The following is a 12644-nucleotide window of genomic DNA, read 5'->3' as shown; positions in this document are numbered from 1 at the left end:
TCTGAATTTGTTAATAACTTGAAAACCAATAATTGACAAAATTTCTGTTCATAACTTTTGCCTACAACGAATATGACAAAAAAAAATGAGCTAAAAAATTAAATTGACAAAAAAAAGGTAAGTAACTAAAAAACAACATTTTAATTGTAATTTTTAGCATATTTTGTCCAAAATATTAGTGCAAAATTATTTTATTAACACATATATTTTGATACCCTATTTATAGGAGTTTTTAAAGCAAAAATTAAGCAAGGAAAAATAAATGTGGAAAACTTTTAATAAAAAAGGAAGCCTGTGGGCTTCCTCTTGTAGACGCTTGATTGTCTTTGAAATACCTGCTCTAATAGAGCAATTATCCTACCAAAGTTTCGGTTTTTATGCCTTTTGTTAATTTCCTAACCTGAGCCTCAATTCCAGCAGCATCATATCCACATATATGCCATAATTCTGCCTGCTCACCGTGCTCCACAATACCATCTGGGATTCCCAAACGTACCACCTGAGCCTCGTAATGATGGTCTGCCATAAACTCTAGGATTGCAGATCCAATCCCGCCCGGCAAACAACCGTCCTCTACGGTAATCACTTTGCTATACTTTTTAAATACTTCGTGTAACAAAGCTTCATCGAGTGGTTTTGCAAACCGCATATCATAATGTGCAGGATGGATACCATCTTCACGCAGTTTCAAGATAGCCTTACTGGCTTCATTACCGATATGGCCGAAGGATAAAATAGCTATTTCTTCACCATCACAGATCTTTCTGCCTTTACCGATCGGAATTTCCTTAAACGGAAGCTTCCAATCCGGCATCACGCCATTGCCACGAGGGTAGCGGATGGTAAAGGGGCCTTGATCCGGCAACTGAGCCGTATACATCAGGTTCCGCAGTTCCTCTTCGTTCATTGGCGAAGCCAAGACCATATTCGGAACACAGCGCATAAACGCAATATCGTAAGCACCATGGTGCGTAGGGCCGTCAGCACCCACCAAACCGGCTCTATCCAAACAGAATACCACATTCAGCTTCTGCAAGGCTACATCGTGGATAACCTGATCGTATGCCCTTTGCATAAAAGATGAATAGATATTACAGAAAGGAACCAAACCTTGAGCGGCCAGACCTGCACTGAATGTAACAGCATGCTGTTCCGCAATGCCCACATCAAATGCCCTATCCGGCATTGCCTTCATCATGATGTTCATAGAAGATCCACTCGGCATAGCCGGAGTAATCCCCATGATCTTATCGTTTGTTTCCGCCAATTCCACCAATGAATGACCAAATACATCTTGGTATTTCGGTGGTTGGGGTTTCTCAGAAATAGATTTCTTGATTTCTCCGGTGATCTTGTCAAAAAGACCGGGAGCATGCCATTTTGTTTGGTCCTTTTCTGCCAATGCATAGCCTTTACCCTTTACGGTAACCACATGCAACAACTTAGGACCATTGATATGCTTCAGATCCTCGATGGTTTTCACCAATTTATTGACGTCATGTCCATCAACAGGACCAAAATATCTAAAGTTTAGGGATTCAAATAGGTTAGAGTTCTTCAACAAGGTACCTTTAATGCTCTGCTCGAGCTTTTTAGCCCAGCCATAAGCATTTGGACCCTTCTTGGAAATCTTCTCCAATACGGACACCAAATCATCCCTAAATCGATTGTAACTTTTTGAAGTGGTTATACTGGTCAGGTATTCTTTCATCGCCCCTACGTTCGGGTCAATGGACATACAGTTGTCGTTCAGAATAACCAATAGATTTGACTTTTCGATCCCAGCATGGTTCAATGCTTCAAAGGCCATGCCGCCGGTCAAGGCACCATCACCGATTACAGCAACATGCTGCCTATCGGTTTCACCCTTATATGCAGAGGCAACTGCCATTCCCAAAGCAGCAGAAATGGAAGTGGAGGAGTGTCCTACACCAAAAGCATCGTATTCACTTTCACCACGTTTAGGAAATCCAGAAAGCCCGCCTAAAATACGGTTCGTATGGAATTCTTCCCTTCTACCCGTCAGTATCTTGTGTCCATAAGCCTGATGACCGACATCAAAAATGACCTGGTCATAAGGAGTATTCAATGCATAATGCAACGCTACGGTAAGTTCCACTACACCTAAACTAGCTGCAAAATGTCCGCCGTTTACAGAAACGATATCGATGATAAACTGTCTCAGCTCTTTACAAACCTCTTCAAGTTCCGATTCCTTCAAATTTCGAAGATCAGATGGAAATTGAATTTTTTGTAATAGCGGTCCTGCTTCTACCTGCATAAATGAAAAAATTTCGAAATAAGATACAAAGTAACAATTTATTCTTTTAACTATGGAATATATATACAATTTAATCTGCTGCATTGTTTTGCTTTATTCGAATGAATTCCATCTTTTTATACAAGCAAATCCTTATTTTTGAGCATATTCTATGGACGCGACAAACTACGAGATTAAACTGGCACAGTTCGAAGGACCCTTTGACCTTTTGCTATTCTTTATTGAAAGGGATGAATTGAATATCCATGATATTCCTATCTCTAAGATCACAGATGATTTCTTGGCCTATATCCAACATATGCAGTCCCTGAACATAGAATTAGCCTCTGAATTTATCTTTGTTGCCTCGACCTTGATGCGCATCAAGGCTAAAATGCTGCTTCCACGTCCTGAACTGGATGAGAATGAAAACGAGATCGACCTGAAAAAGGAATTAGTCCAAAAGCTTGTCCTGTACAAGCAATTCAAGGAAATCTGCGAAGAGCTGAAAGATCTGGAGGACCGTAGGTCCAAATTTTATGAAAGGGGAAATACCGAAATCGACCTGAAGATAGCACGTGAAGCCAAGGCTCAGACCATAGATGAGGAACTTTCCAGCTTTGACCTATATAAACTGATGTTGGTCTACGAAAGGGTGATGTTCAATTTTTCCCATCGCGTACAGGATGTCACGCATACCGTAGTGAAATACCCCTATAGCATAGAACAACAGAAAAAAGCGATCGCTGAATTAATTGAGATCAATAAATCAATGGATTTTTCAGCATTGGCAAAGAATTCTGAAAACAAGGTACAGTTTGTCTATAATTTCTTGGCCATCTTGGAGATGTTGCAACAAAAACTACTGGATATAGAAGTAGGCCTTGGATTCAATAATTTCTGGATAGAAAAGAAGGTCTCTTAGTTCTTATTGAGCCTTTCAGCCATAAATTTCTTCACTTCATCCCTATCCTTTAGGTTCTGCAGAGACTCCAGGAGAAAGGCATACTGCTTATCAGACTCCATGTCACGGATAGCCTTTAAGGCCTTCATCCCTGCCTGCATGGCATAAATGCTCTTATCAGCAAAGGAAGCAATCAAATCATCAATTTTATCCTGTTCCAAATAGCCGTCGACCAATCCCAGTTCTATAGCCTTATCGGTCTGGAAAGGGCTTGGGTCAAAACATAATTGCAAAATCTGTTTTTCAGACATGATCTTCTTCAAGCCAGCCATCACCTGGAAAGGAAAGATGCCCAGAGAAATTTCCGGCAACCTAAAATTCAGTTCTTTTTTCGCAAATACATAGGTACAGCCCAAGATATAGAGAAAACCTCCGGCGATGACATCGCCTTCAACGATAGCTATTGATGGCTTACTGAACTGATCAAAGATCTCGCCCAAGGAACGTTCCATATTAACGATAGCAGGATTTGGACTATCCATTTCCGGATTTTGATAGGTCTTGAGGTCCATTCCGGCACAAAATACAGGGCCATTTGCCCTTAGAACCAATACATGGACCTGATCATTGGCTTCCGCTTGCTCCAGGGCATGGGCCACCTCATTGACTGTGGTAGGGGTAAAAGCATTGCGCTTAGCTTCCCTATCCAAGGTCAAGGTAAAAACATGTTCCTTTATTTCGGTTTGAATGAATTTATAATTCATGCTTGATCAAATTTTGAAATCCCTGCATCAGTCCAGACATTGTATCAAAGTTAGCTTTATTGAACCGATCCACTAACAATTCCGAAGGAATATTTCCAACCAGCTCATCTTTGGCAAATGGACAGCCTCCATAACCTAATACAGCTCCTTCAAAGCGTCTGCAACCCGCCGAATAAGCCGCGTCTACTTTCAATAGGGCACTCTCGATCGGCGAATGGAAATGCGCACTGAAAGGAATATCCGTAAATTCCTTTGTAATTTTATGGAACAGGTCCTTGATGCTATCTGGAGTAGCCTCAGAAGTGGTATCAGCAATAGAGAAGTTCTTTACACCAATGGCATTCAGGTTATATATCCATTCCGAAACCAGATCCATGTCCCAATGGTCACCATAAGGATTACCAAATGCCATGGATATATAGACGACCAACTCCTGCTTTTCATTTCTGCCCATGATACCCAAGATTTCCTTGACAGCTTCATAGGCCTGCGAAATACTGGCGTTGGTGTTCTTTTTCTGAAAGGTTTCCGAAATGGAGAAAGGATAACCTAAATAGTCAATTTTCTCCATTTCGGAACCTATTTCAGCACCTCTTTTATTCGCGATGATTGCCAATAGCTTTACCCGATCATCCTTTTCCAGGCCTTCCAATACAGCTTGCGTATCACTCAATTGCGGAACCGCCTTTGGCGAAACAAAGCTTCCAAAGTCTATGCAATCAAAGACCTGGCTTTTTATCAACTGATTGATATAAGCAATTTTCTTTTCTGTTGGAATCTGATAAAGGATACCTTGTATGGCATCTCGAGGGCAATCCACTAGGGTTACCTGTTCTTTATTGTACATCTTTTTTTATCTCTCTTGCAATGACCATGCGTTGGATAGAGCTTGTTCCTTCACCAATAGTACATAATTTAGCGTCCCTAAAGTACTTTTCAGCAGGAAAATCCTTGGTAAATCCATAGCCACCAAGAATCTGTACAGCATCGTTTGATACCTCAACAGCCGTTTCCGAAGCATATAATTTAGCCATGGCGCCTTCTTTGGTCACTTTTTGACCATGATCTTTCAAATCACCCGCTTGTCTGATCAATAGTTCAGAAGCAGTAATTTTCGTAGCCATATCCGCTAAATTAAAACCAACCGCTTGAAAATCAAAAATTTTAGTCTGGAATTGTTCCCTTTCATTGGCATATTTCAATGCACATTCATAGGCACCTCTCGCTATTCCCAAGGATAGGGCGGCAATTGAGATCCTACCTCCATCCAATAATTTCAGGGCCTGCACAAAACCATCACCTATTTCACCGATCAATTGATCCTTATGGATCCGGCAATTATCGAAAAATAAAGAACCTGTTTCAGAGGCACGCATTCCCAATTTATCCATCTTCGCTCCAGCGGAAAAACCTTCCATTCCTTTTTCTACGATAAAAGCAGAAATTCCTTTTTTATCGCCTTTTTCACCCGTCCTAGCCATAACTACAGCTACATCACCAGAAATGGCATGGGTAATAAAGGTTTTATCTCCGTTTAAGATGAAATAATCTCCGTCTTGGACCGCTGTGGTATTCATGCCGCCAGCATCAGAACCAGAGCCTGGCTCTGTCAATCCCCAAGCGCCAATCCATTCTGCCTTAGCCAGTTTCGGAAGGTATTTTCTTTTCTGCTCCTCATTGGCAAAGCTTAGGATATGATTGGTACACAATGAATTATGGGCAGCCACCGATAGACCAATAGAACCACATACTTTTGAAATCTCATCTAAAATGGTAATATATTCTTGGTAGTTCAGTCCAGATCCACCATATTCTTCAGGAACCAAGATGCCCATGAAACCATGATCACCTAAGTTTTTGAATAGTTCAACAGGGAAAATTTGAGCCTCATCCCACTTCATCACATGAGGTTTTATATAGGCATTTGCAAAATTACGGGCACTCTCTCTAACTAGTGTCAATTCTTCTTTAGAACCGAGGTTATACATAATATTATTTTAATTAAGTTTATATTTGGGTTACAAATGTTTCTTACAAATATTATAAAAAACAAATAATATTTTATGATATTTATAATAATTTAATATTTCAGAACCTAATAAATTACATTATTTCAATAAAGCTATGCGAGGCCAATTAGAAGAACTCCAAAGGAAAAGAGAAAAACTACTGTTAGGTGGAGGCTTGGACAAAATCCAAAAACAACACGAAAAAGGAAAATTATCGGCATGGGAACGGGTCCTATACCTATTAGATGAGGATAGGGATTTCACCGAGATTGGTGTCTTTGCTGCCGATGGGCAGTACGAAGAACATGGTGGTTGCCCAAATGCTGGGGTAGTCGTGGTCTTGGGCTATGTTAAGAATAGGTTATGTGTGATTGTATCAAATGATGCTACGGTCAAGGCCGGAGCCTGGTTTCCGATGACCTGTAAGAAAAACCTGAGAGCTCAGGAAATAGCCATGGAAAACCATATTCCCATTATCTATTTGGTAGATTCTGCCGGTGTCTTTCTACCTATGCAAGCTGAAATATTCCCTGATAAAGAGCATTTTGGAAGGATCTTTAGAAATAATGCCAAGCTTTCTTCCATGGGTATCCCCCAGATTTCTGCCATTATGGGTTCTTGTGTGGCTGGTGGTGCCTATTTGCCCATCATGTCTGATTATGCACTGATTGTCGAAGGTACCGGATCTGTATTTTTAGCAGGATCTTACCTGGTGAAATCATCTATTGGAGAAGTCATTGATAATGAGTCCTTAGGCGGAGCAGATACGCATTGTGAAATTTCAGGTGTTACCGACAATAAATATCCGAATGATGAGAGTTGCTTGGATGCCATCAAAAATATAGTGGATAAATTCGGTTCTGAACCTACCTATCAATATTCAAGGATAGAAGCGAAGGAGCCAGAATATCCGATGGAAAAACTCTATGATTATATGCCTGAAGATAGATTGAAGCCCTACAATATGGTTGAAATCCTGAAATGTATAGTCGATAGTGGTTCCTTAGAAGAATATAAAGCAGATTATGGCAAGACCCTGATCTGTGCCTTGGCTCGGGTAGATGGATGGGCAGTGGGCATAGTGGCCAATCAACGGGAAGTGGTTAAGGCCAAGAAACCTGGAGGTTCAACAGAAATGCAGATGGGTGGAGTGATCTATTCAGATTCAGCTGATAAGGCAGCCCGTTTTATCATGAACTGTAACCAACAGAAAATACCATTGCTATTCTTTCAGGACATCACCGGTTTTATGGTGGGTTCCAGGGCAGAGCATGGTGGAATTATCAAGGATGGTGCTAAAATGGTGAATGCCATGGCCAATTCCGTAGTGCCAAAATTCACGTTTATGGTAGGAAATAGCTATGGAGCAGGTAATTACGCGATGTGTGGCAAAGCTTATGATCCTCGATTGATCTATGCATGGCCTACCGCCAAAATAGCGGTAATGAGCGGTGCATCTGCAGGTAAAACTTTGTTGCAGATCCAAGAAGCAGCCTTAAAATCAAAGAATATCAGCCTGAGTGAAGCGGACAAAAACAAGCTTTTACAGGATATCGAAAAGACCTATAATGAGCAATTGAGCCCTTACTATGCAGCCTCCAGATTATGGGTAGATGGAGTGATCGATCCAGCCGATACCAGAAAAATTATTTCCATGGGTATAGAAGCTGCATCGCATAATACAGAGATCGGAAAATACAATGTTGGCGTGATCCAAACTTAGCGGTAAGCGATTGTCAAAATCATAAAATTATAAAAGGAAAGCCTTGTTTATCATAACAAAGCTTTCCTTTTTCTTTTCCTATAAAGCCACTGTACAGTACCTGAAAATTCCATAATCTATAAAATTTTTAATAAATGTGTTTCTGTTCGAATAGAGCAGTTTTTATGGACTTCCTTTTACTCTCATTCGAGACACATTGCGAAAATTCGCAATGTGTCTCGAATGAGAGTAAGGTCAAAACAGGATAATCATAAAAAGAAAGAGCCATTTAAAATGGCTCTTTCTATAATATTTTAATAAAGAATTTTATGCTTATTCTTGATTTCCAAAGGCATTCCAACCTTGGGCTTTGATTTCATGTACATTACCTGATTTAGAAACCATGGTACATCCTTCGGCAGCCTCTGTAATATGACCGATAATGCTGATTTCCATATTGTTTTTCAGCTTATCATAGTCACTTTGCGGTACAGTAAACAGTAATTCGTAATCCTCTCCACCACTCAGAGCACATACCGTAGGATCCAGACCAAATTCACGGGCAGTTTCATAGGTCATTGGATCGATAGGGATCTTTTCTTCATATAATTTACAACCTACATTGGAAGCTTTACAGATGTGTAATATCTCCGAAGCCAAACCATCAGAAACATCGATCATCGCATGAGGCTTAACAGCTAAAGAAGCCAGTAATTCAACGATATCCTTTCTTGCCTCAGGTCTCAATTGACGCTCGATAATATAATCCTTTCCTTCCAGATCAGGCTGTATATTAGGGTTTTCCAAAAAAATCTGTTTTTCTCTTTCTAGGAGTTGTAAACCTACATAAGCACCACCCAGATCACCGGATACACAGATCAGGTCACCTTCTTTAGCAGCAGAACGGTAAGCAATGTTATCTGTTTCGGCATAGCCAATACTGGTCACGGAGATCACCAAGCCTTGGGTTGAGGTACTGGTATCACCACCAATCAGGTCCACATTGTAATTCTGGCAAGCCAATAGTGCACCCTCATAGATTTCTTCAACGGCTTCTAGGGGAAACTTAGAAGATAATCCAATGGAAATGGTCACTTGGCTAGCGATTCCATTCATGGCATAAATATCACTCAAATTAACTTGTATAGCTTTGTATCCCAAGTGTTTAAGCGGAACATAGCGTAGGTCAAAATGTACATTTTCCAATAATAGATCGGTGGAAATCAACGTTTTCTTATTGGAAAAATCCAATACGGCAGCATCATCACCAATCCCTTTAACAGAACTGGGTTGGGTCAATACTACAGATTGGGTCAGGTGATTGATCAGACCAAATTCACCAATTTCGTTTAGGTTGGTTCTATCGCTATTTTCAAATATGCTCATGTTATAATCCTAGTTTTGCGGAAAGTTCAAGCATGCGTTCAATAGGTTTTTGCGCACGTTGAATGATATCTTCATCTAATGTAATTTCTGGTTGTTCGTAGTACAGGCAGTTATATAGCTTCTCTAAGGTATTCAATTTCATGTGCGGGCAATCATTACAAGCACATAAATTGTTTGGAGGAGCAGGGATAAATGTTTTCGAAGGACTGGCCTTTTGCATTTGGTGCAAAATTCCAGATTCAGTTGCTACGATATAAGTGTCGGTTGGATCCTCGATGGTAAATTTCAACATCCCAGAAGTAGAACCTATATAATCGGCTTGCGCCAGGATATGGTCTTCACATTCTGGATGGGCGATGAATTTTGCATCTGGATACTCAGCACGCAGGGCATCGATTTTTTCTTGGGAGAAAATCTCGTGGACCATACAGGCACCATTCCAAAGGACAAGGTCACGACCTGTTTTTTTCTTCACGTAATCCCCTAGGTTGCGATCTGGACCGAAAATGATCTTTTGATCGGCTGGAAGGCTTTCCACGATCTGTACGGCATTGCTGGAGGTACATACGATATCTGAAAGAGCCTTCAATTCAGCAGTACAGTTCACATAGGTAATCACTAAATGATCCGGATATTTCTCTTTGAATTTAGCAAACAAATGTGGCGGACAACTATCTGATAATGAACAACCTGCTTTTAAATCTGGTAACAGCACCTTTTTGGAAGGTGATAAGATTTTAGCGGTCTCTGCCATGAAATGCACACCAGCAAAAACGATGACATCAGCATCTGTTTTAGCTGCTTGTTGAGATAGACCTAGACTATCTCCTATATAATCTGCTATATCCTGGATTTCAGACTCTTGGTAATAATGTGCTAAGATAACAGCATTCTTTTCCTTCTTAAGTCTTTCAATTTCTTTGACCAAATCTAGGTTAGGATCTATTGCAACATCAATATATCCCTTAGCCACTAAGTCTGTTTCAAATGTTGTATTCATTTGGTTTTTCTAAGTTGATTCCTGCCTGTTTGACTTTCTAACATCACAAAAGTAAAGAAAGAAAACGAAACGAAATCCACATTCCCTTTTTTCAATAAATAATAATCTTTTTTTTAAAGAAGAATCTTGTTGTTTATTAGTCTGTGGAAAATGGGGATAATTCAGGTGATTTTTATTTTTTTTAGTGGATGTTCTATAGTTATTCACAACTTATCCACAGGTTGGGAAGGGTTAAGTGCTGATTTTCAATACTGTCTTTTTTCGGCTTTTATTTTTTGCATATTTTTTTGTGAAATGATAGTTGTGTGTAAGATGTTAATATTTCGGTGATATTGTCTTAATATTTTGGTAATAGATGTGTGAAAATTGCTAGTATTGTGGAAACATAAGAAGTTTTACATTTTAATTCACGAGTTATTTACACGTTTTGCACATATTTTGTTAATTTGTTGGTTCAGTAGTAATTAACCGTAGCATCTACAATATACATTCAATGCTGGATAGAAAAGTTGATTTTTTGATAATAGGTTCGGGTATCGCCGGATTGAGTTTTGCACTTAAAGCTGCGAAGCTTGGAAAAGTACTTATCGTGACGAAAGCCAATGAGGATGAGTCGAATACGAAATATGCACAGGGTGGGGTAGCTGTAGTCACGGATGAAGGGGATAGCTTTGATAAACACATTGAAGATACCTTAATAGCGGGAGATGGATTATGTGATGCACATGTTGTGGAAAACGTGGTGAAAGAAGGTCCGGAACGTATTGCGGAGCTTATTTCTTACGGTACTACCTTTGATCGTGAGGATTCTGGAGAATATGACCTGGCCAGGGAAGGTGGACATTCTGAACATAGAATCCTTCATTATAAGGACATTACGGGCTATGAGATTGAACGTGCTCTTTTAGAAAAAGTACATGCTGAACCTAATATAGAGATGTTGACGCATTATTTTGCCGTTGACCTGATTACTCAACATCATTTGGGTGTACATGTGGATAAACGTACGGAAGATATCAAATGCTTCGGTATCTATGCCTTTAACACCGAAACGGGACATGTTGAAAAGATACTTTCCAAAATTACCCTGATGGCCACAGGCGGTGCAGGGCATATCTATTCCACCACTACTAATCCGACTATTGCGACAGGTGACGGAATTGCTATGGTGTATCGGGCTAAGGGAAAAGTTAGGAATATGGAATTTATCCAATTCCATCCAACTGCCTTATATAATCCTAAAGAATATCCTGCATTCCTGATCTCTGAAGCTGTACGTGGTTTCGGCGGAATTTTGAAAAGGGTTAATGGTGAGTCTTTTATGGAGGAATATGATGAAAGAGGATCCTTGGCTCCACGGGATATCGTAGCCCGTGCGATCGATTCAGAAATGAAAAAATCGGGTCTTGATTATGTCTATTTAGATATCAGACATCGCTCTAAATCAGATATTTTATCGCATTTTCCAAATATTTACGAGAAATGTCTTTCCATTGGTCTGGATATGACCAAAGACTTGATTCCAGTTACTCCTGCAGCACATTATCTATGTGGAGGAATCATGGTCGATGAATATGGTGCAACTTCTATCAATAACCTTTATGCCTGTGGAGAATGTTCTTCAACGGGACTTCATGGCGCTAACCGTTTGGCTTCCAATTCTTTACTTGAGGCTGCTGTGTATGCCCATAGAATTTTCCAGGATGCGAGTAAACATATTGATAGCATTGATTTTCAGGATCATGTACCCTCTTGGGATGAATCCAATACCCAGTTATTGAACGAAGATATCCTGGTGACGCACAATCTACGTGAAACACAAAAGTTAATGAGTGATTATGTAGGGATCGTGCGTTCGGATTTCCGTCTGGAAAGGGCCATGAGACGTTTAGGATTGCTACATGAGGAAACAGAGGCTTTCTATAAGAATACCAAGCTTTCCGTTAAACTTTGTGAGCTGCGAAACGTTATTCAGATAGCTTATCTTGTTGTAAAATCAGCTATGCAGCGCAAAGAGAGCAGGGGACTGCACTATACTACGGATTATCCTAAGCATGCTGATGTACTGGAAGATACCATTCTTTAATTTTAAGTTTTAAACGCTTTATGGCCACGATATTACCTGTTAAGGACAAATACCCCATCATTGAAGAAAGCAGCTTTATAGCGCCTAATTGTACCATTGTTGGAGATGTGACTATCGGTTCACATTGTTCGGTTTGGTTCAATGCTGTGGTACGGGGCGATGTGAACTATATCAAGATCGGGGATTATTCTAACATACAGGATAATGTAACCATACATGGGACCTATGAAAAGAATGGGACAGATGTTGGTAACTATGTTAATATCGGTCATAACGCTATCGTACATGGTTGTTTCATAGATGATTATGTGTTGATAGGAATGGGGGCAATCGTGATGGACAGGGCCCACATTCAATCGAACGTCATTATTGCTGCAGGTGCGGTGGTATTGGAGAATATGGTTTGTGAGTCTGGTTACCTTTATGCTGGAGTTCCTGCTAAAAAAATTAAGCCGCTCACGGAGGAGCAGCTTAATCTATTGAAAAAATTACCGCACAATTACGTGCTTTATTCGTCTTGGTTTACGGATTAA

Annotated in this window: 10 protein-coding genes; 4 read left to right on the top strand and 6 right to left on the bottom strand. The window is 40.1% G+C overall.

All coding sequences use genetic code 11. From position 1 onward, the window contains the following. Positions 1–352: 352 nt before the first annotated feature. On the bottom strand, positions 353–2281 hold the full coding sequence (gene dxs / locus NMK93_RS19680; protein WP_185212757.1) for a 1-deoxy-D-xylulose-5-phosphate synthase: 1929 nt from the start codon (positions 2279–2281) through the stop codon (positions 353–355). Positions 2282–2432: 151 nt separating this feature from the next. Here dxs and NMK93_RS19675 point away from each other — a divergent pair, with 151 nt between their 5' ends. After that, positions 2433–3185, top strand: a complete 753-nt coding sequence (locus NMK93_RS19675) for a ScpA family protein (RefSeq protein ID WP_185218592.1) — start codon at positions 2433–2435, stop codon at positions 3183–3185. On the opposite strand, the gene NMK93_RS19670 is transcribed toward NMK93_RS19675, so the two are convergent. The 3 genes from NMK93_RS19670 to NMK93_RS19660 are packed head-to-tail and all read right to left on the bottom strand — an operon-like array spanning position 3182 to position 5916. Then, on the bottom strand, positions 3182–3928 hold the full coding sequence (locus tag NMK93_RS19670) for an enoyl-CoA hydratase/isomerase family protein (RefSeq protein ID WP_254526752.1): 747 nt from the start codon (positions 3926–3928) through the stop codon (positions 3182–3184). The genes NMK93_RS19675 and NMK93_RS19670 overlap by 4 nt on opposite strands. After that, positions 3918–4775: a hydroxymethylglutaryl-CoA lyase gene (locus NMK93_RS19665; RefSeq protein WP_254526753.1), complete on the bottom strand. Its 858-nt coding sequence runs from the start codon at positions 4773–4775 to the stop codon at positions 3918–3920. Before NMK93_RS19665 ends, NMK93_RS19670 begins: the two co-directional genes overlap by 11 nt. Further along, the gene (locus NMK93_RS19660) at positions 4765–5916 is read right to left on the bottom strand and encodes an acyl-CoA dehydrogenase family protein (protein ID WP_185212753.1); all 1152 of its coding nucleotides are present in this window, start codon (positions 5914–5916) and stop codon (positions 4765–4767) included. The genes NMK93_RS19665 and NMK93_RS19660 overlap by 11 nt, the downstream gene beginning before the upstream one ends. A gap of 136 nt (positions 5917–6052) precedes the next feature. Here NMK93_RS19660 and NMK93_RS19655 point away from each other — a divergent pair, with 136 nt between their 5' ends. Further along, positions 6053–7660, top strand: coding sequence for an acyl-CoA carboxylase subunit beta (locus NMK93_RS19655; protein ID WP_185212752.1), 1608 nt, complete (start codon positions 6053–6055; stop codon positions 7658–7660). Between the two features lie 312 nt (positions 7661–7972). Here the strand turns inward: NMK93_RS19655 and thiL are convergent, their stop codons facing one another. Together thiL and nadA are read right to left on the bottom strand one after the other, a co-directional pair. Next, positions 7973–9019 (bottom strand): thiamine-phosphate kinase, encoded by a 1047-nt coding sequence (thiL, locus tag NMK93_RS19650; RefSeq protein WP_254526934.1) that lies wholly within the window; start codon positions 9017–9019, stop codon positions 7973–7975. Between the two features lie 7 nt (positions 9020–9026). Beyond that, complete coding sequence (gene nadA, locus NMK93_RS19645; RefSeq protein WP_254526754.1) at positions 9027–10025, bottom strand: quinolinate synthase NadA; 999 nt, start codon at positions 10023–10025, stop codon at positions 9027–9029. Between the two features lie 493 nt (positions 10026–10518). Here nadA and nadB point away from each other — a divergent pair, with 493 nt between their 5' ends. Next, entirely contained in the window at positions 10519–12111 is a 1593-nt protein-coding gene (gene nadB, locus NMK93_RS19640; RefSeq protein ID WP_185212750.1) for an L-aspartate oxidase, read from the top strand. 20 nt (positions 12112–12131) lie between these two features. After that, complete coding sequence (locus NMK93_RS19635; protein WP_254526755.1) at positions 12132–12644, top strand: gamma carbonic anhydrase family protein; 513 nt, start codon at positions 12132–12134, stop codon at positions 12642–12644.

Origin of the sequence: Sphingobacterium sp. LZ7M1, assembly GCF_024296865.1 — a bacterium.
GTDB lineage: Bacteria > Bacteroidota > Bacteroidia > Sphingobacteriales > Sphingobacteriaceae > Sphingobacterium.
This window is presented reverse-complemented; position numbering and strand designations above follow the sequence as displayed.

Coding starts and splice junctions, on each gene's coding strand:
- NMK93_RS19655 (WP_185212752.1), top strand. CDS start 6,053: ATGCGAGGCCAATTAGAAGAACTCCAAAGGAAAAGAGAAAAACTACTG.
- nadA (WP_254526754.1), bottom strand. CDS start 10,025: ATGAATACAACATTTGAAACAGACTTAGTGGCTAAGGGATATATTGAT.
- nadB (WP_185212750.1), top strand. CDS start 10,519: ATGCTGGATAGAAAAGTTGATTTTTTGATAATAGGTTCGGGTATCGCC.
- NMK93_RS19665 (WP_254526753.1), bottom strand. CDS start 4,775: ATGTACAATAAAGAACAGGTAACCCTAGTGGATTGCCCTCGAGATGCC.
- NMK93_RS19635 (WP_254526755.1), top strand. CDS start 12,132: ATGGCCACGATATTACCTGTTAAGGACAAATACCCCATCATTGAAGAA.
- dxs (WP_185212757.1), bottom strand. CDS start 2,281: ATGCAGGTAGAAGCAGGACCGCTATTACAAAAAATTCAATTTCCATCT.
- NMK93_RS19660 (WP_185212753.1), bottom strand. CDS start 5,916: ATGTATAACCTCGGTTCTAAAGAAGAATTGACACTAGTTAGAGAGAGT.
- NMK93_RS19670 (WP_254526752.1), bottom strand. CDS start 3,928: ATGAATTATAAATTCATTCAAACCGAAATAAAGGAACATGTTTTTACC.
- NMK93_RS19675 (WP_185218592.1), top strand. CDS start 2,433: ATGGACGCGACAAACTACGAGATTAAACTGGCACAGTTCGAAGGACCC.